Source organism: Kitasatospora sp. NPDC054939 (genome assembly GCF_053610105.1).
Window position 1 is genome coordinate 1 of the sequence record NZ_JBSGXP010000153.1, and the last position, 20,882, is coordinate 20,882.

23 protein-coding genes are annotated in these 20,882 nt (G+C 75.4%); 8 read left to right on the forward strand and 15 right to left on the reverse strand.

What is annotated here, in order from left to right:
* Positions 1–27: 27 nt before the first annotated feature.
* Both ACWGB8_RS31540 and ACWGB8_RS31545 read right to left on the reverse strand, forming a co-directional pair.
* The gene (locus ACWGB8_RS31540) at positions 28–456 is read right to left on the reverse strand and encodes a CBS domain-containing protein (protein ID WP_452217036.1); all 429 of its coding nucleotides are present in this window, start codon (positions 454–456) and stop codon (positions 28–30) included.
* A gap of 112 nt (positions 457–568) precedes the next feature.
* Positions 569–1,624: an SPFH domain-containing protein gene (locus tag ACWGB8_RS31545; protein ID WP_452217037.1), complete on the reverse strand. Its 1,056-nt coding sequence runs from the start codon at positions 1,622–1,624 to the stop codon at positions 569–571.
* A 135-nt stretch (positions 1,625–1,759) separates the two neighbouring features.
* Here ACWGB8_RS31545 and ACWGB8_RS31550 point away from each other — a divergent pair, with 135 nt between their 5' ends.
* Positions 1,760–2,617, forward strand: coding sequence for a uracil-DNA glycosylase (locus ACWGB8_RS31550; RefSeq protein ID WP_452217038.1), 858 nt, complete (start codon positions 1,760–1,762; stop codon positions 2,615–2,617).
* A 28-nt stretch (positions 2,618–2,645) separates the two neighbouring features.
* Here ACWGB8_RS31550 and ACWGB8_RS31555 read toward each other — a convergent pair whose 3' ends face one another.
* From ACWGB8_RS31555 to ACWGB8_RS31565, 3 genes are all read right to left on the reverse strand, one after another.
* Entirely contained in the window at positions 2,646–3,554 is a 909-nt protein-coding gene (locus ACWGB8_RS31555) for a CHAD domain-containing protein (protein ID WP_452217039.1), read from the reverse strand.
* An 89-nt stretch (positions 3,555–3,643) separates the two neighbouring features.
* Positions 3,644–4,030 (reverse strand): hypothetical protein, encoded by a 387-nt coding sequence (locus tag ACWGB8_RS31560; RefSeq protein ID WP_452217040.1) that lies wholly within the window; start codon positions 4,028–4,030, stop codon positions 3,644–3,646.
* A complete protein-coding gene (locus ACWGB8_RS31565; protein ID WP_452217041.1) occupies positions 4,027–4,251 on the reverse strand; it encodes a hypothetical protein in 225 nt (74 codons plus the stop codon). Before ACWGB8_RS31565 ends, ACWGB8_RS31560 begins: the two co-directional genes overlap by 4 nt.
* Before the next feature lie 588 nt (positions 4,252–4,839).
* Between ACWGB8_RS31565 and ACWGB8_RS31570 the strand changes: the two genes are divergently transcribed.
* The 3 genes from ACWGB8_RS31570 to ACWGB8_RS31580 all read left to right on the forward strand — a co-directional run bounded on the left by ACWGB8_RS31570 (position 4,840) and on the right by ACWGB8_RS31580 (position 7,449).
* Positions 4,840–5,514 (forward strand): hypothetical protein, encoded by a 675-nt coding sequence (locus ACWGB8_RS31570; RefSeq protein WP_452217042.1) that lies wholly within the window; start codon positions 4,840–4,842, stop codon positions 5,512–5,514.
* Positions 5,515–5,792: 278 nt separating this feature from the next.
* Positions 5,793–6,596 carry a DsbA family protein gene (locus ACWGB8_RS31575; RefSeq protein ID WP_452217043.1) on the forward strand — a complete coding sequence of 268 codons (804 nt, stop codon included), beginning with the start codon at positions 5,793–5,795 and terminating at the stop codon, positions 6,594–6,596.
* Between the two features lie 193 nt (positions 6,597–6,789).
* Positions 6,790–7,449, forward strand: a complete 660-nt coding sequence (locus ACWGB8_RS31580; protein ID WP_452217044.1) for a vitamin K epoxide reductase family protein — start codon at positions 6,790–6,792, stop codon at positions 7,447–7,449.
* A 13-nt stretch (positions 7,450–7,462) separates the two neighbouring features.
* Here the strand turns inward: ACWGB8_RS31580 and ACWGB8_RS31585 are convergent, their stop codons facing one another.
* The 5 genes from ACWGB8_RS31585 to ACWGB8_RS31605 all read right to left on the reverse strand — a co-directional run bounded on the left by ACWGB8_RS31585 (position 7,463) and on the right by ACWGB8_RS31605 (position 11,636).
* Positions 7,463–9,004 (reverse strand): APC family permease, encoded by a 1,542-nt coding sequence (locus tag ACWGB8_RS31585; RefSeq protein ID WP_452217045.1) that lies wholly within the window; start codon positions 9,002–9,004, stop codon positions 7,463–7,465.
* Between the two features lie 33 nt (positions 9,005–9,037).
* The gene (locus ACWGB8_RS31590; protein WP_452217046.1) at positions 9,038–9,454 is read right to left on the reverse strand and encodes an SHOCT domain-containing protein; all 417 of its coding nucleotides are present in this window, start codon (positions 9,452–9,454) and stop codon (positions 9,038–9,040) included.
* Between the two features lie 124 nt (positions 9,455–9,578).
* Positions 9,579–10,637, reverse strand: coding sequence for a serine hydrolase domain-containing protein (locus ACWGB8_RS31595; protein WP_452217047.1), 1,059 nt, complete (start codon positions 10,635–10,637; stop codon positions 9,579–9,581).
* A gap of 45 nt (positions 10,638–10,682) precedes the next feature.
* Positions 10,683–11,204 (reverse strand): GNAT family N-acetyltransferase, encoded by a 522-nt coding sequence (locus ACWGB8_RS31600; RefSeq protein WP_452217048.1) that lies wholly within the window; start codon positions 11,202–11,204, stop codon positions 10,683–10,685.
* 24 nt (positions 11,205–11,228) lie between these two features.
* Complete coding sequence (locus ACWGB8_RS31605) at positions 11,229–11,636, reverse strand: ankyrin repeat domain-containing protein (protein ID WP_452217049.1); 408 nt, start codon at positions 11,634–11,636, stop codon at positions 11,229–11,231.
* 347 nt (positions 11,637–11,983) lie between these two features.
* Between ACWGB8_RS31605 and ACWGB8_RS31610 the strand changes: the two genes are divergently transcribed.
* From ACWGB8_RS31610 to ACWGB8_RS31620, 3 genes are all read left to right on the forward strand, one after another.
* Complete coding sequence (locus ACWGB8_RS31610) at positions 11,984–12,178, forward strand: hypothetical protein (RefSeq protein ID WP_452217050.1); 195 nt, start codon at positions 11,984–11,986, stop codon at positions 12,176–12,178.
* Between the two features lie 336 nt (positions 12,179–12,514).
* A complete protein-coding gene (locus tag ACWGB8_RS31615; RefSeq protein ID WP_452217051.1) occupies positions 12,515–14,185 on the forward strand; it encodes a hypothetical protein in 1,671 nt (556 codons plus the stop codon).
* A 263-nt stretch (positions 14,186–14,448) separates the two neighbouring features.
* Positions 14,449–14,823: an RNA polymerase-binding protein RbpA gene (locus tag ACWGB8_RS31620; RefSeq protein WP_030396357.1), complete on the forward strand. Its 375-nt coding sequence runs from the start codon at positions 14,449–14,451 to the stop codon at positions 14,821–14,823.
* Positions 14,824–14,954: 131 nt separating this feature from the next.
* On the opposite strand, the gene fxsA is transcribed toward ACWGB8_RS31620, so the two are convergent.
* From fxsA to ACWGB8_RS31645, 5 genes are all read right to left on the reverse strand, one after another.
* The gene (fxsA, locus tag ACWGB8_RS31625; RefSeq protein WP_452217052.1) at positions 14,955–15,533 is read right to left on the reverse strand and encodes an FxsA family membrane protein; all 579 of its coding nucleotides are present in this window, start codon (positions 15,531–15,533) and stop codon (positions 14,955–14,957) included.
* A gap of 154 nt (positions 15,534–15,687) precedes the next feature.
* The gene (gene lnt, locus ACWGB8_RS31630) at positions 15,688–17,373 is read right to left on the reverse strand and encodes an apolipoprotein N-acyltransferase (protein ID WP_452217053.1); all 1,686 of its coding nucleotides are present in this window, start codon (positions 17,371–17,373) and stop codon (positions 15,688–15,690) included.
* Between the two features lie 103 nt (positions 17,374–17,476).
* Positions 17,477–17,935, reverse strand: coding sequence for an N-acetyltransferase (locus ACWGB8_RS31635; protein ID WP_452217054.1), 459 nt, complete (start codon positions 17,933–17,935; stop codon positions 17,477–17,479).
* Between the two features lie 85 nt (positions 17,936–18,020).
* Positions 18,021–19,673, reverse strand: a complete 1,653-nt coding sequence (locus ACWGB8_RS31640; RefSeq protein ID WP_452217055.1) for an amidohydrolase — start codon at positions 19,671–19,673, stop codon at positions 18,021–18,023.
* Between the two features lie 31 nt (positions 19,674–19,704).
* Positions 19,705–20,145 carry an Lrp/AsnC family transcriptional regulator gene (locus tag ACWGB8_RS31645; protein WP_045694655.1) on the reverse strand — a complete coding sequence of 147 codons (441 nt, stop codon included), beginning with the start codon at positions 20,143–20,145 and terminating at the stop codon, positions 19,705–19,707.
* Positions 20,146–20,352: 207 nt separating this feature from the next.
* On the opposite strand from ACWGB8_RS31645, the gene ACWGB8_RS31650 reads away from it, so the two are divergent.
* Positions 20,353–20,820 (forward strand): hypothetical protein, encoded by a 468-nt coding sequence (locus ACWGB8_RS31650; RefSeq protein WP_452217056.1) that lies wholly within the window; start codon positions 20,353–20,355, stop codon positions 20,818–20,820.
* Positions 20,821–20,882 lie beyond the last annotated feature (62 nt).

Here is a 20,882-nt window from a genome sequence, read left to right on the forward strand (position 1 = left end):
GGCCTGCCGCGGGACGCCGTACGCCTCCTAGGAATCCTTGGCGCAGATCGCCGAGACGAACTCCGCCACCCGGGCCTGCGGCAGGCCGCGGGCGATGTCCGCCTCGCTGATCATGCCGACCAGTTCGTGTTCCGGGTGGTTGATCACCGGGAGCCGGCGCACCCGGTGCTGCTCCATGACCCGCAGGACCTGCTCGGCGTCCTCGTCCGCCTCGACCACCATCGGCCGGCCCTCGGCCAGTTCGCCCGCCGTCACCCCGGCCGGGTCGCGGCCCTCGGCCACGCACTTCAGGACGATGTCCCGGTCGGTCACGATGCCCAGCAGCTTCTGCTTCTCCCCGCAGATGGGCAGCGCCCCGACGCCGCGTTCCTTCATGATCCGCGCGGCCTCGGCCAGGGTCTGCTCCGCCCGCACGCACTCGGCCCCGGGGTGCATGATGTCGCTTGCCTTGGTCATGATCGGACCTCCCTGCCGCCGGCCTGCCACTTCCAGCTTCCATCCTCTGCCGCCCCGCAGCCCCCCGCCACCGCGCAGCGATCCCCCGGCCGGGGAGGGGGCCCAGACCCGTTCAATCCGCCGGTTCCGCCCGCCCGGCGCCCCGCTCGCCCTCCCCGGCGCCCACCGCACCGCCCCCGGCGCCTGCCCCGCCGTCCGGGAGGTCGACGCCGCCCCCGGCACCCGCACCGGCCACCGCGTCCGCCACCGCACCGGCGGCCGGCAGGCGCTCCAGCAGTTCCTCCAGCGGCGGCAGCTCCAACTGCTCCACCGCGGCCAACTCCGGCTCCGCCCCGGCCCCTTCCACCGCCTCCGCGGGTGCCGCCCGCTCCGGCGCACCCGCCGCCCCGGTCGGCTTCGCCGCCTGCCGCTGGACCTCCCCGGCGGCGTCCAGGAAGCGCAGCAGCTCCACCGGGAAGGGCAGCACCAAGGTCGAGTTCTTCTCCGCCGCGACCTCCACCACCGTCTGCAGCAGCCGCAGTTGGAGCGCCGCCGGGGTCTCGCTCATCACCGCCGCCGCCTGCGACAGCCGCGCCGACGCCTGGTACTCGCCGTCCGCCGTGATGATCCGCGCGCGCCGCTCCCGCTCGGCCTCCGCCTGCCGGGCGATCGAGCGCTTCATCGACTCCGGCAGGGCCACGTCCTTGATCTCCACCCGGTCGATCTGGATGCCCCAGCCCAGCGCCGGGCTGTCGATCATCAACTCCAACCCCTGGTTGATCGGTTCGCGGTTGGCCAGCAGGTCGTCCAGCTCGCTCTTGCCGATGATCGACCGCAGCGAGGTCTGCGCGACCTGGGAGATCGCGAAGTTGTAGTCCTGCACGTTGACGGTCGCCTTCACCGGGTCGTCGACCTGGAAGTACACCACCGCGTCGACCCTGACGGTCACGTTGTCCCGGGTGATGCCCTCCTGCGCCGGGATCGGCAGCGTCACGATCTGCACGTTCACCTTGTGCAGCCGGTCCGCGATCGGCATCAGCCCGACCAGGCCCGGCCCGCGGACCTCGTCGCGCACCCGGCCGAAGCGGAACACGACACCCCGCTGGTACTGCTGGACGACCCGGACGCTGAGCCCCGCCCACACGGCCGCCAGCACCAGGATCCCCAGCACCACATCCAGGATCAGCATCTCGGTCTCCTCGCGCCCGCCGCACGCCCCGCGACGCCGTGGTGCGCCACCGGAGCGGCTGCTTCCACGCTACGCCTGCCCGCCCCGGCCCGGCCCAACCCGCCCCAGGAGGCGCGGGGTCCTAGGATCGGGCCCATGCGCCGCCAGGGACCGGGAGCCGACCGCACCGACGACCCGGGTCGCCCCGATCCCGCCACCGACCCGGGCCACCCCGCCACCGACCCGGACCACCCCGGCCACCCCGCCGCCGCGGCCGCCCGCAGCGCCGACCTGGCCGCCCTCGACCGCACCGTCACCCACTGCCGCGCCTGCCCCCGCCTGGTCGAGTGGCGCGAGGCCACCGCCCGCACCAAACGCCGCGCCTACCTCGACTGGGACTACTGGGCCCGCCCGATCCCCGGCTTCGGCCCGCCCGACGCACCCCTCCTGCTGGTCGGCCTCGCCCCCGCCGCCCACGGCGCCAACCGGACCGGCCGGATCTTCACCGGCGACCCCTCCGGCGACCTGCTCTTCGCGGCGCTCCACCACCTCGGCCTGGCCGACCGCCCGCAGTCCGTCCGGTGCGGGGACGGGCTGCACCTGCACGGCGTCCGGATCACCGACCCCGTCCGCTGCGCGCCGCCCGACAACAAGCCCACCACCGGCGAACGCGACACCTGCCGCCCCTGGATCACCCGGGAGCTCGAACTGCTGCGGCCCACCGTCCGCACCGTGGTCGCCCTCGGCGGCTTCGCCTGGCAGGCCCTGCTGCCCGCGCTGGCCGCCGCCGGCTGGCGGCTGCCCCGCCCCCGCCCGGTCTTCGGGCACGGCGCCCGCGTCGTACTGCCCGCCGAGGACGGCGGCCCGCCGCTGGAACTGTACGGCTGCTACCACGTCAGCCCGCGCAACACCAACACCGGCCGGCTCACCACCCCCATGCTCCGCGAGCTGCTGCGCACCGCCGCCCGCAGCGCCGGCCTCGACCCGCTGCCGGAGCGGCCGCCCACCGGGTGAGCGGCGCCTACCGTCGGGCGAGCGGCGGCTACCAGCGGGCGAGCTTCGGCCGCGCCGCCCGCTCCCACACCGCCGGGAGTCCCAGCCGCGCGGCCTCGGCCGCCGCCAGCTCCTGCCCGTAGAGCGCCCCGTACGCGAACGCCGTCCCCGGAGCGGCGGCCGCCCGCGCGTGCAGCACCCCGGCCGCCACCACCGCGTCCTGGTGCTCCCCCAGCCGGTCCTGCACCGCCACCATCCGCTCGGTGTACCGCTCCGCCGCACGGCCCGCCGCCGGCTGCGCCGTCTCCCCGGCGTACCGGGCCCGCTTGGCGGCCTTCCGCGCCTCGTGCAGCGCCGCGTCCCGCTCCGGGCCGTCCGGCGCGGCCAGCGCCGCGCGGACCCGTTGGCCCACCCGCCGCTGCTCGCGCGCCGCGATCCGGGCCAGTTCCGGTACGGCGTCCCGCCGGGCCCGCTTGCGCAGCGGCGGGTCGGCGAGCAGCGCGGCCAGCCCGTCGGCCAGGGCCGCGCGGCGGGGGTGGTCGAGGGCCGCGACGACCTCGGGCCGGGCCCGCCGGTACTCCTCCCGGCCCCACGCCTCCAGCTCGGCCGCGACCCGCTGCGGGGCGCAGGCGGGCGGCAGTGCCCGGGCCCGGGCCACCAGCCGCTCGGTCAGCACCTCGGTGTCCCTGGCCCGCCCGAGGGCCCGGCCGAGCCAGCGGAGTTCCTCGACCAGGCGCTCGCCCGGGTCGCCGGCAAGCAGTCGGCGGTAGGTCCGCAGGGCGCTGCGCAGCCGGCGGCAGGCGACCCGCATCCGGTGGACGGCGTCCGGTTCGTCGGCCCGCACCGCGTCGTCGAGCCCGGCCAGCACCCCGGCCTGCACCGCGAGCCGGGCGAGCAGCGCCGCACCGACCGTGCCGTCACCCGCCACCGTCGCCGCGGCCTGCACCGATCGATCCATGGACGACCACCCGTTCACCACCGGCACCGGGACCGTCTTCCAGGCTAGGACCTGGTCGGGGCGGGCGCGCTACGGCCGGGGAGCGGAGGTCAGGGCCGGAGCTGGATCGCGAGGGCCATCGTGTATCCGACCAGCAGACCGAAGAAGCAGACCGCCGTGGCGTACCGCGCGGTGAACGGCAGTCCGGCGAGGGCCGGGTACAGCAGCACGGCCGCCCCCGCGGCGAGGTCGGCGGCGTACAGCCCGTCGGGCGGGACGACGCCGGTGCTGCCGGCGGCCCAGCCGGTGGCGACCAGGAAGCCGGTCAGCAGGGTGAAGCCGGAGAGCAGGCCGGAGCCGATGCTGGAGAGCACGGGGTGCGGCTCGGGGGGCAGTTCGCCCTCCGGCACGGGCGGACGCATGCGGTGGGCGACGGCGAGCGAGCCGAGGGCCAGCACCATGGCCGCGCCGGCGCCGATGAGGGGGCCTGGGTTCATCTGTGCCTCCGGGAGGACGGGGTCGGGTGATGGCCGAGCACGGCGGCGAGCGCGGCCGGCAGCAGGACGGTGAGGACGACCACGGCGGTCCACACCCCGGGCTCGATGCCGGGGCCGACGGCCGGTGCGGGCGGGGGTGCGACCACCGCGGCAACGCTCGCGCCCGGGGTCGGCCCCGGCAGCGGAGCGAGCGGCGACGCCGGCGGGGGCGGGGCGGCCACGGCGGCCACCTCCGCCACGGGTTCGGGCCGGACGGGTACGGGCCGCGCGGGTACGGGCTGCGCGACGACCGGCGTCGGCGGCGCTGCCTGCTTCGGGACGGGCCCGGCCGCGGCGTCGACCGGCGGTGGGGCGGCCGACGGCGGAGGGGCGGCCGACGGGGACGGCTGGGGCGGCGCGGGTGGCGGCACGGGCGGCGGCGCGGGAACCGACGGCGGCACGGGAACCGGCGTCGGCACGGGCGAGGGTGCCGGGCAGTCCGTCGGCAGCGGGTCCGGCGGCGGGTCCGGCCGCGGCGGCGGCGACGGCGGGTGCACCACCGGCGGTACCGGCGGCTCGGGCGGTACCGGCGGCTCGGGCGGCGGCGTCGGCAGCGGAAGGGGAACCGGGTGCCGGCCAGGGGCATGATCCATGGCCCGATGGTCCGGCGACCGCCCGGACGGCCCGGCGTCCTTCCGGCCCAAACCCCCCGCCGCGGTGAACTCCCCTCCGTCACCGGACGAACGCCCGACCACCGCGGCACCACCCGTTCGACCTGCGCCGGGACGCGGTCTCGTCCCGGATGTAAGTGCCGTGGCATACTCCGGTCCATGACGAAGTCCACCCACGCGACGAGGGCCCTGCGGGCCGCGGTGTTCACCGCGCTCGCCGTGCCGCTGTCGGCGCTGGGTCAGGTCGTCGTCACCGGACGCCCGTTGCCGCTGACCCTGGTGGCGGGCGCGACCCTGCTGGTGTTCCTGGTGGCCGGTGCGCTGGCCGGCCGGGAGCGGCGGCTGTCGCAGATCTCGGCGGTGCTGGTGCCCGTCGAGCTGCTGCTCAACACCGCGTTCAACCTGGGGCAGGCGTCCTGTGCGCCCGTCTTCGACGCGGCCCAGCCCGCCCGCGGCGTCAATCTGCTGGTCTGCGGCGGCGGTTCGATGGACGGCGTGTTCTTCTACGAGCAGTGGGGGCACGCCGGGCCGGTCGCGCCCGCGGCCACCCAACTGCTGGTGCTGCTCGTCCACGTGCTGATCGCGCTGGCCGCGGCCTGCTGGCTGCGGCTCGGCGACGCGGCGCTGACCGGTCTGGCCCGCGCCCTGCGCACCCTGCGCGGGGCCCTGGCCGTCCCGCTGCGCGCCCTGGTCATGCTGCTCGCCCCGGCGCCGGCCCGTCCGGTGCTCCGGATGCCGCTGCCCGCACCGTCCCGGCGCCTCCCGCGCCGCGAGGACGTGGTGCTGAGCCCGGCGCCCCGCCGCGGCCCGCCGGCCTTCGCGCCCGCCTGCTGACCGTCCGCCGCCCGGCCACCGTACGGCCCGCGCCCGGTCGCTGACCGGCCGCGGACCCGCCGTGGACCCCGCCGTCGGCCGACCGTCGGGCGGCCGCCCCGCGCCCGCCCGCCCACCGAGGCGTGCCCGCGCCCCGGCCCACGGCCCTCGGCCCCGCAGGCAGGCTCCCCCGGACCTTCCCACCCGCCCCTTCCGGCCGCGCCGCTCCCCGGCGCCCGCCGGCGCGGCGGCCGTCCGCGCGCGCCCATCGCCGCGCCACCCACAGGAGCAGATCCACCATGGCCAAGGCCACCCAGTCCCGCCGCACCACCGACCGGCGCCCGTCCGCCCGCGAGCGGATCCAGGAGGCGCACCGTCAGGAGCAGCGCGCCGCGAAGCTGCGCCGCAACATCGTCATCGGCGTCTCGGTCACCGCCGTGCTCGCCCTCGCCGCCGGCACGGCGATCGCCATCAACGCGGCCGGCGACGACGAGCCGGCCCCGACCGCGCTGGTCGTCCCGGCCAACGCGAGCGGCCCGGACGGCACCGTGATCGTCTACGGCAGGGCCGACGCCCCGCACACCCTTCAGGTGTTCGAGGACTTCCGCTGCCCGGTCTGCAAGACCTTCGAGGCGGCCAACGGCGAGACCGTCCGCAAGCTCGCGGACGAGGGCACCGTCAAGGTCGAGTACCGGCTCGCCGCCTTCCTGGACCGCAACCTGGGCGGCAAGGGCTCGCGCACCGCGCTGCAGGCGGTCGGCGCGGCGCTGAACGAGGGCGTGGACAAGTTCAAGCAGTTCCACGACGTGCTGTACGCCAACCAGCCCGAGGAGCGCGAGGACGGCTTCGGCGACGTCAACCGGATCCTCGACCTGGCCGGGCAGGTGCCGGGCCTGAAGACCGACGCCTTCGTCAAGGCGGTCACCGAGCGCACCTACGCGCCGTGGGCGGCGAAGGTCGCGGCGGCGTTCGACGAGGGCGGGGTGTCGGGCACCCCGACGGTGAAGGTCGACGGCAAGACGGTCAACCTGTTCGCCGGGAACCGCCCGGTGACGCCGGAGCAGTTCACCGCGCAGGTCAAGCAGGCCGCGGGCCTGCAGTGAGGCGCCGCCGGCCCGGTCGGACTCCCGGCCGGGCCGGCACCCGCCCGCCCCGACCCGTCATCGGAAGCACCTGCCCCGAACGCCTTCACGCACCACCGGCGCCCATGCCCCGAACGCCTTCACGCACCACCACCTTCACGCACCACCGGCTCCACGTCTCATCGGCCTTCGCACCCCACCGGAGTGTTCTGCCATGACCGCCCCGATCGCCGTGAACCCCGCCCCGTCCCTCCGCTCCGCCGGCCCGCCGCGCCCCGGCTCCCGGGTCGGCGCCGGCCGCCCGTTCGCCCTGCTGCTGCTGGTCGGCGGCCTGGTGGGCCTGGTCGCCTCGGCCGTCCTGACGTACGACAAGCTCCGGCTGCTGGAGGATCCGGCCTACCTGCCGAGCTGCAACCTCAATCCGGTGATCAGCTGCGGTTCGGTGATGCGCACCGGGCAGGCCGAGGTGTTCGGCTTCCCCAACCCGCTGCTGGGCCTGGCCGGTTTCGCGGCGCTGGCCGCGGTCGGGGCGGGGCTGCTGGCCGGTGCCGCGTACCGGCGCTGGTTCTGGCTGGCGCTGCACGCGGGCACCGTCGGCGGTCTGGTCTTCGCGCACTGGCTGATCGACCAGGCGCTGTACGAGATCGGCGCGCTCTGCCCGTACTGCATGGTGGTGTGGGCGACCGTGGTCGTGCTGTTCTGGTACACCACGCTGCACAACCTGCGCTCCGGGGTGGTCCCCGTTCCGGCTCGGCTGCGCGTGGCGGTCCGGGAGGCGGCCCGCTACCACTGGGCCGTTCCGGTGCTGTGGGCCGCGGTGCTCGGGCTGCTGGTCCTGAACCGCTTCTGGTCCTACTGGCAGACGCTGCTCTGACCGGGTCGGCCGCTCATTCCTCGACGACCAGGGACGGGGTGTCGTGCCGGAGCGTTCCGCCGCGGAAGTAGGCGGGCGCCCGGCGTTCCCAGAGCACCATCAGCACCAGGCCCAGGACGAGCAGTCCGATGCCGATCAGGAAGACCGTCCCGATGCCGAACACCGACTCGCCGGAGCCGTAGTCCGGGTGCCAGGTGTCGACGGCGGTCTTCACGAAGATCAGGGTGAGCACCACCGCCCCGACCGTGGGGAACAGCCCCTTGAGGACGAAGTCCTTGACGCCGAGGGTGAGCTCCCGCCGGAAGTACCAGACGCAGGCGTACGAGGTCAGGCCGTAGTAGAAGCAGATCATCAGCCCGAGCGCGTAGATGGTGTCGACCAGGACGTGCTCGCTGACCACGTGCATCACGGAGTAGAAGACGGCGGTGCCGACGCCGGACACCAGGGTGGCGAAGGAGGGGCTGCGGAAGCGCGGGTGGACGGCGGCGAAGCGCTCCGGTACGGCCCGGTAGGCACCCATCGCCAGCATGGTCCGGGCGGGCGGCAGGAAGGTGGTCTGCAGGCTGGAGGCCGAACTCGCCAGCACGGCGATGTACAGCAGGACGGCCGCGCCGCCCAGCACCGGATCGGCCAGCGCGGCGAACACGTTGTCGGCGGTCTCGGGGTTGCCGAGCCCGTAGCCCTCGGCGCCGGTCCCGGCGAAGCGCTGGGCGGCCACGGCGACCAGCAGGTAGGTGGCCAGGATGACCAGCATGGTCAGCAGCGCGGCCCTGCCGGGGGTCCGGGCGCTGCCGCTGGTCTCCTCGTTGACGGTCAGCGAGGTGTCCCAGCCCCAGTAGATGAAGAGGGAGAGCGAGAGCCCGGCGGTGAACGCGGCGAAGGACTGCACGCTGAACGGGTTCAGCCAGCTCCACTCGAAGGGCACGGCCGACGCCGAGGAGCCGTCGCCCGCCTTCACCAGGGCCGTCACGGTGAACACGGCCAGCACCACCAGTTGCAGGCCGACCAGGACGTACTGGACCTCCTTGGTCACCGTGACGCCCCGGTAGGCGATCGCGGTGGCCAGCGCCACGAAGGCGACGCAGGTCAGCACGTTGACGGCCTTGTTGTCGGCCAGCGCGGTGATGTCCTCGTCGCCGGTGATCCGGCCGAGCAGCAGGTAGAGGAAGGAGACGGCGACCCCGGCCAGGTTGGAGAGCACGATGATGGTGGCGACCACCAGCCCCCAGCCGCACATCCAGCCGACCCGCGGGCCGAAGGCCTTGGCCGTCCAGGTGAAGGAGGTGCCGCAGTCCGGCATCACCCGGTTGAGCTCCCGGTAGGCGTACGCCACCAGGAACATCGGCAGGAACCCCGCCAGGAACACCGCCGGCATCTGCAGGCCGACCTCGCTGACGGTCGGCCCCAGCGTCGCGGTGAGCGCGTACGCCGGGGCGACCGAGGAGACGCTGAGGACGACGCTCGACAGCAGTCCGACGGCGCCGGGCTTGAGGCCCTTGCCCTTGAGGTCGCCCTCGGCCAGGTGGTCGTGGTCGTGGTCGTCGGTGTGGCGCACGGGGGCCTCCCGGCCGGCGATCGTCGGCCGTCGTCAGGCGAGCAGCTTGTCCTTGGCCTTCTGGTACTCGGCCTCGCTGATCGCGCCGCTGTTCTTCAGGTCGGCGAGGGCGGACAGCTCCTCGACGTGGCTGCGCGGGGCCGCCTGCCCGGTTCCGGCGCCCGTCGTCCCGGCGGTTTCGCGGATGTAGTCCTTGAAGGCGGCCTCGCTGGCCTTGGCCTGGGCGAGGTCCCGTTCGCCCATCGAGCGGCCGCGGGCGATCAGGTAGACCAGCACGCCGATGTAGGGCAGCAGGATCACGAAGGTCACCCAGCCGGCCTTGCCCCAGCCGCCCATGTCCTGGCTGCGGAAGATGTCGGTGATCACCTTGAACAGGAGGAAGAACCAGAGGATCCAGAGGAACAGCCAGAGCATGGTCCAGAACAGGTTCAACAGCGGGTAGTCGTCCACGGGTCACTCCGTCTCTCTCCCGCCCGTCGACAATCAGGGCGATGATCCGGATCGTATGTGGATATTCCGGACACGGCATTCCGGCGGCGGCGCCCCCGGCCCATGCCCCTTCGGCCGGACAGGCCTAGCCGAAGACGGCCTCGCGGAAGGCGTTGCGCAGGTCGGTGAGCGGCTGGGTGACCCGGCTGTAGTGCACCCGGTTGGTGAGCAGCAGCGCCCAGCGGGCCCGGCGCGGCGAGACCCAGAGGGCGGTGCCGGTGAAGCCGTAGTGCACGAAGGTGCCCTCGGCGGGCTCGGTGCCGGGGGCGACCAGCCAGGAGAGCCCGCGGGCGGGCGCGAGGCCGCCGGTCTGCTCGCGCAGCGACTCGGCGATCCAGTCGCCGGCCCAGGGCAGGGCCGGCCGGGCGAGCAGGGCGGTGAGGAAGCGCTCCAGGTCGCGGCCGGTGGAGAAGGCGCCGGCGCTGCCGCAGGCGCCGCCGAGCAGGCGGGCGGAGGGGTCGTGCACGGTGCCGCGCCGGTGGGTGCCGAGGGCGGCGTCGTACTCGGTGGGTGCGGTGCGGTCGGTGTCGGCGGGGCCGAGCGGGCCGAAGCGGGTGTCCGCCATGCCGAGCGGCTGCCAGACCTGGCGGGCGGCGAGGTCGCCGAGCGGTGCGCCGGCCAGGTCCTCGACCAGGTAGCCGAGGGCGACGGCCGCGCGGTCGGTGTACTCGACGGCGGTGCCCGGCGGGCGGTGCAGCGGGGCGGCGAGGATCCCGGCGCGGACGGCCACCGGGTCACTGCCGTACAGCGCCGCGAAGTTGGTGCGCAGCGGCAGGCCGGCGGTGTGGGTGAGCAGTTGGCGGGCCGTCACCGTGCCGAGCGGGCGGTCACGGGCGGCCGGCCACCAGCGGCCGAGCGGCCGGTCGAGCGGCAGGCGCCCGGCCTGCCAGAGGGCCCCGGCGCACGGCCAGAGCGCGACGATCTTGGTGAGGCTGGCGAGGTCGAACAGCGTGTCACCGGTCATCGGCCGTCCGGCGAGTGCGGGGCCGAGCACCCCGGCGGCGCCGCGCGCGCGGGTCCCGCCCGGGTCGCCGACGGCCCAGACCGCGCCCGCCCCGACGCGCCGCAGCCCGTCCAGGACGAGCGCCTCCAGGGGTCCGCCGGCCGCCGTGAGCGGGCCCGGGTCCTCGCCGTACGTCGTCATCGCTCCCCGCTCGGTCGTCCGGCCGGCGTCGTCGCCGGCCGGAGCCTACCCAGCGGCGGGGGCGGTCAGCTCCTTGCCGAGGCAGATGTTGAGCGGGTGGTCGCGGTAGAGGCCGAAGCCCTGGATGTCCAGGTACCCCTCGGAGCGGTAGAGCGCGACGGCCTCGGGCTGCTCGGTGCCGGTCTCCAGTACGAAGCGGTGGCGGCCGGCGACGACGGCGGTCTCCTCCAGGTGGCGCAGCACCGCCCGGGCGAGGCCGCGTCCGCGCGCCGCGGGCACCACGAACATCCGCTTGAGCTCGGCGTCGCCGTCGCGCAGGCCGTGCGGGCCGGCCTCCTTGGCGCGCCAGCCGCCGCAGGCGACCGGCGCGCCGTCGAGGTAGGCGATCAGGAACAGCCCGGCGGGGGCCTCGAAGTCGTCCGGGTGCAGCGCGGTGAGGTCGCCCTCGCCGTACCGGCGGACGTACTCCTCCTGCACCTCGGCGGAGAGGCGCTGGGCGTCGGGGTGGCCGTAGCCGGTGATGCGGAAGTCGAGGGCGGCGCCCTGGGCGGCGGTGGTGCTGTCCATGGTCGGCAAGCCTAAGGCCCCGGGTCAGCGCCCCTCGAACCGGGCGACCAGCTCCTCCTTGCCGAACATCCGGGCGGTGTCGACCGCGGACGGCGTGCCGGCCTGCGGGTCGGCCCCGCCGTCGAGCAGGACGGCGAGGACGTCGTCGCTGCCCTTGAAGACGGCGCCGGCCAGCGGGGTCTGGCCGCGGTCGTTGGCGCGGTTCGGGTCGGCGCCGCGCTCCAGCAGGGCGCGGACGGCGGCGGCGTGGCCGTGGTAGGCGGCGAGCATCAGCAGGGTGTCGCCGCGGTCGTTGGTGAGGTCGGCGGGGGCGCCGGCGTCGAGGTAGGCGGCGAGCAGCGCGGCGTCCCCGGCGCGGGCCGCGTCGAAGAGCTTGCCGGCCAGGGCGACGACGGCGGCGTCGGGACCCTCGGAGGGTGCGGTGTCGGTCATGTACGGCACGGTAGCGGCGGGACGCGCGGGTGATCCAGTTCACGTCCGCATGGCGGATGGCCGGGGCGGGCGGCGACGGCCGCACGACACGCCGGGGCGTCGGTTCCGCGTCCGTTCGGGCGAACTTCCGGGTCGTTCCGGCGGCCTTTCCTCGGTGCTCCGGGAATGCCTGGGCGCGTCGGTCCCACACGCTTCCGCCGCCCGTCAGGGGCGGTTCGCATACACCGGCCTCCGGCAATGCCCGGGGAAACCACCCATTTGCACCGTTCCATCATCTATTACTTTTTGTCACGATTAGGGCACTTTCCGTGACACTGTCCCTGTCCCCCTCACCGAGGAGCAGACGCGTGATCCTCTCCATTTCCGGCATCGTCCTGTTCGGCACCATCGCCTTTCTCTTCTTCCGCAGGGACGGACTAAAGCCCTCCCACGCGATCGTCTGCGCCCTCTTCGGCTTCTACGTCGCCGGCTCCTCGATCGCGCCGAGCATCACCGCCGGCGGCGCGAGCCTGGCCAGCCTCCTCGGCGGCCTCAAGTTCTAGGGCTTGTCTGACAATTCGCGTCGCATGAGCGCGCGGCTCCCCCAGCCTTCGGCCGGGAGGTGCCCCCATTCCGCGCCCGGCTGGGCGTGCCGCCGGAGCGTCCTCGTACTGGACGTACTTGGGCGATTCGGCGGTGCGTTCAGCTGGGGGAGGATGCCCGGCGTCGTGCGCGCGGCGGGAATTGTCAGACAAGCCCTAGCGCCGCCACTCCCCGTACGGGCCCGGCGCGGATCCCACCGCCCCGGGCCCGTACGCGTACCGCCGACCGAGCCCCTTTCAGCCGCACCCCTCCGACCGTCCCACGCGGACCGTCCCACTCGCCCGGGGAGTCAAGGAATGTCGCTCAACCGCCATCTCAGCAAGGGCCGCGAACGCCTCGGCAAGGGCCGCGACCTCGCCCGCACCGCCGGCGACCACGCCGCCGACATGTTCGCCCCGCTCACCGTCATCGGACGCGGCCTGCGCCACCACACGGCGTGGGTGAAGGCCCGCTGGCAGGCCACCCCGAAGGAACGGCGCGGGCCGACGGTCTTCCTGGCCGCCGCGATCGCGCTCGGCGTCTACCTGCTGCCGCACGGCCTGCTGTTCGCGCTGGTCGCGCTGATGGCCAGCGCCGCGTGGTGCGGGCGGGGGCCCAAGGCCCCGCCGGCTCCGCCCGCGCCGGACGTCGCGGACCTCAAGCTGACCGCCCTCTACGCGGCACTGACCCCGTACCTGGCCGGGCCGGAGGACCTCAGCCCGCTCTACGCGCACGACGGGAACTACAAGGCGGCCTTCGCGAACTGGGAGTTCGACGGCGAGGGCCGGCTCTCCCGGCTGGAGCTGGCCTACCCCGCGTACTTCACCGACACCGAGCCCGCCTGCCGGGCCCGGATCGAGCAGGTGGTCCAGGGCAAGGCCGGCCGCGCCCGCGAGTACCGCTTCGACTGGGACGAGGAGTCCAACAAGCTGCGGATCGCCGCACTCGCGCCACTGCCCACCGACATCGCCGCCCAGCGCTTCGTGGCCGCGCCCGGCGAGATCGTGCTCGGCTTCACGGACGAGGAGGGCAGCGCCCGCACCATCCCGGTGCAGCAGGGCGGGGCCGTCGGGCAGCAGCCGCCGGTCGTCTGGCGGACCGGGCCGCGCTCGGCCGAACCGCACCTGCTGGCCTTCGGCGCCCCCGGCTACGGCACCTCCAGCCTGCTGCGCTCGATCGCCCTGCAGGCCCTGCCGTACGGCGACCTGGTGGTGATCGACGGGGCGGGCACCGGCGAGCACGCCTGCCTGGTCAACCGGCCCGGGGTGCACACCGTGGAGACCAGCCTGCACGGGGCGCTGGCGGCGCTGGAGTGGGCCGCCCAGGAGACCGAGCGCCGGCTCGCCGCGCTGAACGCGGCCCGGCAGGCCGGCGTCGCCGCCCCCGAGGACGTCACCCGGCCGCTCTGGCTGCTGCTCGACCACCCGACCGAGCTGGGCGAGCTGGCGCACGCCGAAGGCCGGCCGGACCCGCAGGAGCTGCTGGAGGTCCCGCTGCGGCAGGGCCGGGCCGCCCGGGTCACCGTGGTGATCGCGGAGTCCGTGGAGGCCCGCGACCGGATCGGCCCGACCGTCCGGGCGACCACCCGGGCCCGCGTGGTGCTCGGCCCGGTGGGCCCCGAGGAGGGGCACGCCGCGCTGGGTGCCCCGCTGGACATCGTGCCCGCCGCGCACGCCCCGGCCGGCCGCGGCTACGCCCGGATCGGCAACGCGGCACCGGTGCGGCTGCAGGTCCCGGCGACCGTCGACCCGCTGGACGAGGAGGCGCCGGACCGGCTGCGGGAGGCGGTGATCACCCTGCTGCCGCACCGCGACACCCGGACCGAGGCCGCCGCCGGGGCCGCGGCCGCCGAGGTGCCGCCGCGCCCGGCCGAGCCGCCGCTCGTCCCGGCCGCGGAGCCCGGCGCGGTGCGGCCGATCGACCTCACCGCGGTGGACTTCCCGCCGCTGGACCTGGGCAAGGACCGGGCGGTCCGACCGGGCCGGTGAGGGGCGCCCGGCGGCCGCGGATCCCGTCCCGGTAGGCTCGTCCGGGAAAGGCCGTCCCAGCACCGGATGTGAAATAGGTGACACCTGGGGTGATATCACCGGCCAGATGTGACAAAACGGGCGCCGGTGGGTACAAACAGGGGCGGCACGACAGACGACGCATGTCCCGGGACGGGAATCTTCGTCGACAGCCGAGCGTTGACCGAACGACGAAGAACAGCGACCACTAGTCCTGTGGGCCATAAGCCCGGGAGGCACGATTCATGAGCGAGCGAGCTCTCCGCGGCACGCGACTCGGGGCCACTAGCTACGAGACCGACCGTGGTATCGATCTGGCTCCCCGCCAGACCGTCGAGTACGCATGTCAGAACGGACACCGATTCGAGGTTCCTTTCTCGGTCGAGGCGGAGATCCCCTCGGCCTGGGAATGCCGCTTCTGCGGGCAGGAAGCGGTGCTTCTCGACGGTGACGAGCCGGAGGAGAAGAAGACCAAGCCCACGCGCACCCATTGGGACATGCTGATGGAGCGCCGGACGCGCGAGGAGCTGGAGGAGGTGCTGGCCGAGCGGCTGGCCGTGCTCCGCTCCGGTGGGATGAACCTCGCGGTGCACCCGCGGGACACCCGCAAGAGCGCCTGACCCGCTCCCGCCCGTGCGGCGGGGGCATGCGAAAAAGGACCCTGGCTCCCAGGGTCCTTTTCGCGTTGGCGCCCCACCCCCGCCGGACGGCGGGGCGGACCCCGCCGTCCGGCCGGGGTCCGCGGGGTCGTTCACCCCCCGATCGGCGGGCGGTAGCCGGTGTCCGGGCCCTGCGGGTCACGCGGCCCGCTGCCCGGCTCCACCACCTCGCCCTGGATGACCTTGCCGTCCGGCCGGTGGATGCGCAGCTGCTCCTGCAGCCGCATGGCGTCCGCGAACGGGTCTGCACCGACGGCGGAGGTCGAGCGCAGGGCCTTGTCCGCCGCCCGGCGCCCGGCGGCCCGCCAGAGCGCCCTGGTCGGCGGGAAGAGCAGGGTGAGCGCCACAGCGTCGGACAGGAAGCCCGGCACCATCAGCAGCACGCCGGCCAGCACGGTCAGGCTGGTGCCGGTCTGCGCCTGCTGCGGCTGCGGGTCCCGGCTCTGCTCGATCATCGCCGACAGGGCCTTCGCCCCGGCGCGCTTGATCAGCGAACCGCCGATCACCGCGCCGGCCAGGATCAGCAGGACGACGGTCAGGCCGCCCAGCCACACGCCGACCTGGACCAGCAGCCAGATCTCCAGCACCAGCCAGGCGGTGATCAGCAGCGGCAGCACCCGCCTGAGCTTGCTGCGGGGGGCCGGGCGGGCGGGGGTAGCTTGCTGGGTCACGGTACGGATCCACTCCAACGCGGTGCCCGGCACGCCGCCCGGGCCGTCCGGGCTGGGGCTGCTCCCGGCCGGAGGCCGGAGGAGTTGCGGCACCACCTGGTCCAACGGTCCCGCGGCGGCCGGTGTTCCGGAAGGGGCCCGGCGGCCCCGCCGGTCAGGCCGCCGGGGTGGCGGCCGTGCCCTCCGCGGCGTCGCCCGCCCCGGCGGGGCGCCGGCGGCGGGTGACCAGCACGGCCGCGCCGCAGGCCAGCAGCCCCGCCACGGCGAGCGCCCACTCCGGCGCGGCGCCGACCCGGGTGGCCACCGTCAGGTCGTCGCGCAGCGGGACGACCGCGGACAGCTCGGCGGCGGTCAGCTCCTCGGAGCGGGTGACCACGGAGCCGTCGGGGGCGATCACCGCGCTGATCCCGCTGGTCGCGGCGATCAGCACCGCCCGGCCGTGCTCGACGGCCCGCAGCCGGGACATCGCGAGCTGCTGGTCCGGCTGGCCGGTCTTGGCGTAGGTGGCGTTGTTGGTCTGCACGACCAGCACCCGGGCGCCCTTGTCGACGGTGTCGCGGACGATCTCGTCGTACGCGACCTCGAAGCAGATGACGTCGCCGATGCGGGCCGGGCCGAGCTGCATCACGCCGTTGTGGTCGCCGGGGTAGAAGTCCCGGGCGACCCGCTGGAGGCGGGTGATGACCTTGGAGAGCTGGTCGCGGAAGGGCACGTACTCGCCGAACGGCACCGGGTGCTGCTTGGTGTACGAGGCGCCGGGGCCGGTCTTCGGGTCCCAGACGATGCCCTGGTTCTGGACGTGCTGCTCGTCGGGGCCGTCCACCAGGGTGCCGACCAGGGTGGGCACGCCGATCGCGCGGACGGCCTCGTCGATGCGCGCGTACGCCTCCGGGTCCCCGAACGGGTCGAGGTCGGAGGAGTTCTCCGGCCAGATCACGAGGTCGGGCCGCTCGGCCCGGCCGGCCGCGATGTCGGCGGCGAGCTTCTCGGTGGCGGCGGCGTGGTTGTTGAGGACCATCATCGGACGGCCCAGGAAGTCCATGCCCGGGTTGGGCACGTTGCCCTGGATGATCGCGACCTTGACGGTGTCCTGGGCCGCGGTGGGCACCGGCACCAGGTAGCCGACCAGCATCGCGGCGACCGCACCCAGCGCGCCGACCGCCGCCTGCACCGGGCGCGGCGCCCGGCCGCGGGCCCGCAGCCGCAGCGCGGCCCAGGCCAGCAGGGTGCCGGAGAGGGCGACCGCGAAGGTCACCAGCGGCGCCCCGCCGAGCGCGGCCAGCGGGGTGTACGGGGTGGCGGTGTTGGCGAACGCCAGTCGGCCCCACGGGAAGCCGCCGAGCGGCAGCCGGTCGCGCGCCCACTCCTGGGTGACCCAGAGGCAGGCCGCCCAGAGCGGCCAGCCGGGCAGCCGGGAGGTGACCGCCAGACCGGTGCCGAGGGCGGCGAGGAAGAGCGCCTCGATGATCGCCAGGCCGATGGTGGCGTCCCAGCCGACCACCCGCAGCCAGCCGAGCAGCAGCAGGAAGAACGGCAGGCCGAACGCGAAGCCGGTCCAGGCGGCCTGCCGTGGGGTGCGGCCCCGGGTGAGCAGCGACAGCGCGGCGACGCCGACCAGCGACAGCGGCCAGAGGTCGTACGGCGGGAAGGCGAGCGCGAGGAGGAGCCCGGAGAGCGCGGCCAGGGCGGTGCGCGGGAACCCGGCGCGGAGCTTCAGCAGGGCCCGTTCGGCGCGGCCGGGGGCCGGGTCGCCGGGGCCCTGGGGGGCGGTCCCCGCCCGCTCCTCGGTCAAGGGCAGTGCCACCGGCGCACCATCTCTCTGGTCGGGCTGTTCGCGCATTCGTAACCGCCCGGTCGTGTTCGGACGCCTTCGAAGACGGTACCCCGGAACGACCGGTGCGCGTGAGGCCGGGTGGGCCGGTGGCACTGCCCGTCGGGGCAGGTCAGCGCTCGGCGTAGCGGACCTCGCGCAGCGGCCAGTCACGCAGCCAGGCACGGACCGCGCGGTACAGCGGGGCGTCCAGTTCGGCGCGGTCGGCGCGGACCCAGGAGCTCACCCGGGTGACGCCGGGCTCGGTGCGGTCCGGGTGGATGTAGACGCAGCCGACGACGGCGTCACCGGGGTGCTCCAGCACGGTGTAGGTGAACGCGACCCGCTCCTCGTGCTCGCCCGCGTGGCGGCGCAGGTCGGCGGCGTTCTGCTCGGACGTCATCCCGGCGGCCGGGGGCCAGCCGCGGCCCTGCCAGCCGGGGGTGGCGCGGATGTGCTCGATGCTGGAGGTCCAGGCGGCGAGGTCGGACGCGTTGTGCTGCTCGCCGAGGGGCTCCAGGCGGAACCCCTCGGCGAGGAGGGTGCGCGGTACGGCGAAGCCGGCGGGAACGAAGGGTTCGGGTTCGGTCATACCGCGCAGCCTAGGCAGCGGAGGCCGATCCGATCACCGGGTTATCCGGGCCGCCCGGTGCAGTGACCCGCGCCGCCCGACGCCGTCAGCCGGGCTGCCCGGCGAGGTGGACGGTCCGGCCGCGGACCACGGTGCGCAGGCAGGCCGGCAGCGGGCGGCCCGGCGTGAGGTCGGGCAGGCCCGGGGTGCCGGAGCGCGGGTCGGTGGACCAGCCGGCCACCCGGGAGTCCGGGGCCTGGACGACCAGCTCCTCGGCGGCCCAGATCGCGTAGCTGGCCACCGCGCCGGGGACCAGCACGCCGTCCTGGTCCCGGCCGATCGCCCGCCAGCCGCCGCGGGTGTGCGCGGTGAACGCGGCGCGCACCGAGATCCGGTGCTCGGGGGTGCGGTGGAAGGCCGCCGCGCGGACGGTGCCCCACGGGTCGAGCGGGGTGACCGGCGCGTCCGAGCCGAAGGCCAGCGGGACGCCGGCCCGCAGCAGCGCCGCGAACGGGTTGAGCGCGGCGGCCCGCTCGGCGCCCAGCCGCTGGACGTACATGCCGTCCGGGCCGCCCCAGGCCGCGTCGAAGGCCGGCTGTACGGAGGCGGTGAGGCCCAGCTCGGCGAAGGCCGCCACGGCCTTGTCGTCCAGCGCCTCGGCGTGCTCGACACGGTGGCGCAGCGCCGTGACCCGGGCGGCGCCGACCCGCTCACCGGCGGCGCGGACGCCGTCGAGCACGGCGGTGACCGCGGCGTCGCAGATGGCGTGGAAGCCCGCCTGGAGGCCGGCCTCGGTGCAGGCCGCGACGTGGTCGGCGACCTGCTCGGCGCTGAGGTAGGAGGTGCCGGTGTGGTCGGCGTCGGCGTACGGGGCGTGCAGGCAGGCGGTGCGCGAGCCGATCGCGCCGTCGACGAAGAGGTCGCCGCCGGCGCCGACCGCGCCGAGCCGGCGGGCCGTTTCGACGCCGCCCAGCTCGCCCCAGTAGCCGAAGACCTCGGGTCCCTCGCCCTCGGCGGCGAGGGCGAGCAGCGCGGCGAGGTCCTCCTCGGAGGAGATCTCCGGTCCGGCGCACTCGTGCAGGGCGCCGATGCCGAGCGCGGCGGCGCGGTCCAGGGCGGCCCGCTGGGCGCGCCGGCGCTGCTCGGGGGTGAGCCGGGCCAGCGCGGCCTTCCGCACCGCGTGGTGGGCGTCGCGGGTGAGCGGGCCGTCGGGGTGGTGGCCGGGCTGCTCGGCGAGGCCCTCGGCGAGGGTGCGCAGGGCGGTGGTGGCGAGCGCGGAGTGGACGTCGGTGCGGGAGAGGTAGAGGGCGGCGCCGCGGGCGGCGGCGTCGAGTTCGGCGAGCGCGGGCGGCCGTCCCTCGGGCCAGCCGGTCTCGTCCCAGCCGTGGCCGAGCAGGACGCCGCCGGGCGCGTCCTGGGCGTCGACGAAGGCGGTGACCCGGGTGAGCGCGTCGGCGAGCGAGGCGCTGCCGGTGAGGTCGAGGCCGGTGAGGGCCAGCCCGGCGGAGGTGGCGTGCACGTGGGCGTCGACGAAGGCGGGGGTGACCAGCGCGCCGTCCAGCTCGACGACCTCGTCCGCGGTGCCGGCGTACGCCTCGGCGGCACCGTCGCTGCCGACCCAGGCGACGTGCTCGCCCTCGACGAGCATCGCGGTGGCGAACGGGTCGGCGGGGCTGTAGACGTTGCCGCCGCGCAGCAGCACGGTGCGTGGGCCCCTCCTGTCCGAGGGCGGGCGAGGAGGGAGGGTGCGTTCGGTCATGACGCCTAGTCTGCACCCCGGCCGGACGTGCTCAGAGCTTCGGGGGTCTGGCCTCGTACGGGGTGGAGAGGACGACCGTGGTGCGGGTGGAGACGCCGGCGGCGCTGCGGATGCGGGCGAGCAGGTCCTCCAGGTCGCCGGGGGCGCCGACGCGGACCTTGAGGATGTAGTTCTCGTCGCCGGCGACGCTGTGGCAGGCCTCGATCTCGGGCAGGCCGGCGAGGCGTTCGGGCGTGTCGTCGGGGGCGCTGGGGTCGAAGGGCTTGACCGAGATGAACGCGGTCAGCGCCAGGTCGACCGCGTCCGGGTCGATGATCGCGGTGTAGCCGCGGATCACCCCGCGCTGTTCGAGGCGGCGCACCCGCTGGTGCACCGCCGAGGTGGACAGGCCGGTGGCCTTGCCCAGGTCGGTGTAACTCATCCGGCCGTCCTCCAGGAGCAGCTGGACGATACGTTGGTCGAGATCCTCCACAAGGGGAGAACCTACCCGGTCGGGGGCGCACTGCAGCACCGGGAGTGGTGAACGGCGCCCCGTGGGCATGTGCCGGGGGCAATGTGGCGAAGGACACACCCGGTGCATCACAGTGCGACGGGCCGCAGGGTTATGAGGACCCGTCGGCGGGAAGTGCTGGTTGTGGCCCTGGCCGAAGCGGCCGGGCCCGATCCGAGGGGGATCACCATGCCTGCTGTTGACCAGCTCCCGCCGAGCGCAGACGACGTCCACGATACGGCCGGCCGCGACGGACTCGCGGTCCGCGACGGCCGGATGCCGGGGGTCGACCCCGGCGAGGCCGACACCTGGGAGATCTTCCGGGTGCACTGCCCCGCCTGCCGCCGCCCGATCGCCCTGGTGGGCGACGAGGAGCGGCTGCCCCAGCACGCGGTCCTGCCGACCGCCTGGCACCCCTTCTCCCCCGCGCTCTGCCCCGGCTCCGGCGCGCCGACGGACGACCTCGCCGAGGTCGACGCCCCGGCCGACGCCCCCGGGCCCGCGCTGGCGACCCTGCTCCGACTCCCGTCCGAACTCGACTGGCGCACACAGCCGTTCTCGCACGCCGTGGCGCACCGCCCGGTGCGGGTCGCGCCCGGCCCGGCCGTGCCGGCCGTGCCCGAGCAGCGCTCGCGGGCGCGGCTCGCCCGCCGCTGACGACCCGCCCACGACGACCCGCCGCACGCCAGGCCGCCGGGCGCCGCTCCGCACCACGGAGC

Excerpts from the sequence above, each read along its gene's own strand:
- ACWGB8_RS31540 (WP_452217036.1), bottom strand. The coding sequence starts at position 456 with ATGACCAAGGCAAGCGACATCATGCACCCCGGGGCCGAGTGCGTGCGG.
- ACWGB8_RS31650 (WP_452217056.1), top strand. The coding sequence starts at position 20,353 with ATGCCTGCTGTTGACCAGCTCCCGCCGAGCGCAGACGACGTCCACGAT.
- ACWGB8_RS31550 (WP_452217038.1), top strand. The coding sequence starts at position 1,760 with ATGCGCCGCCAGGGACCGGGAGCCGACCGCACCGACGACCCGGGTCGC.
- ACWGB8_RS31570 (WP_452217042.1), top strand. The coding sequence starts at position 4,840 with ATGACGAAGTCCACCCACGCGACGAGGGCCCTGCGGGCCGCGGTGTTC.
- lnt (WP_452217053.1), bottom strand. The coding sequence starts at position 17,373 with ATGCGCGAACAGCCCGACCAGAGAGATGGTGCGCCGGTGGCACTGCCC.
- ACWGB8_RS31635 (WP_452217054.1), bottom strand. The coding sequence starts at position 17,935 with ATGACCGAACCCGAACCCTTCGTTCCCGCCGGCTTCGCCGTACCGCGC.
- ACWGB8_RS31595 (WP_452217047.1), bottom strand. The coding sequence starts at position 10,637 with ATGACGACGTACGGCGAGGACCCGGGCCCGCTCACGGCGGCCGGCGGA.
- ACWGB8_RS31620 (WP_030396357.1), top strand. The coding sequence starts at position 14,449 with ATGAGCGAGCGAGCTCTCCGCGGCACGCGACTCGGGGCCACTAGCTAC.
- ACWGB8_RS31555 (WP_452217039.1), bottom strand. The coding sequence starts at position 3,554 with ATGGATCGATCGGTGCAGGCCGCGGCGACGGTGGCGGGTGACGGCACG.
- ACWGB8_RS31580 (WP_452217044.1), top strand. The coding sequence starts at position 6,790 with ATGACCGCCCCGATCGCCGTGAACCCCGCCCCGTCCCTCCGCTCCGCC.
- ACWGB8_RS31640 (WP_452217055.1), bottom strand. The coding sequence starts at position 19,673 with ATGACCGAACGCACCCTCCCTCCTCGCCCGCCCTCGGACAGGAGGGGC.
- ACWGB8_RS31575 (WP_452217043.1), top strand. The coding sequence starts at position 5,793 with ATGGCCAAGGCCACCCAGTCCCGCCGCACCACCGACCGGCGCCCGTCC.
- ACWGB8_RS31545 (WP_452217037.1), bottom strand. The coding sequence starts at position 1,624 with ATGCTGATCCTGGATGTGGTGCTGGGGATCCTGGTGCTGGCGGCCGTG.
- ACWGB8_RS31560 (WP_452217040.1), bottom strand. The coding sequence starts at position 4,030 with ATGAACCCAGGCCCCCTCATCGGCGCCGGCGCGGCCATGGTGCTGGCC.
- ACWGB8_RS31615 (WP_452217051.1), top strand. The coding sequence starts at position 12,515 with ATGTCGCTCAACCGCCATCTCAGCAAGGGCCGCGAACGCCTCGGCAAG.
- ACWGB8_RS31600 (WP_452217048.1), bottom strand. The coding sequence starts at position 11,204 with ATGGACAGCACCACCGCCGCCCAGGGCGCCGCCCTCGACTTCCGCATC.
- ACWGB8_RS31605 (WP_452217049.1), bottom strand. The coding sequence starts at position 11,636 with ATGACCGACACCGCACCCTCCGAGGGTCCCGACGCCGCCGTCGTCGCC.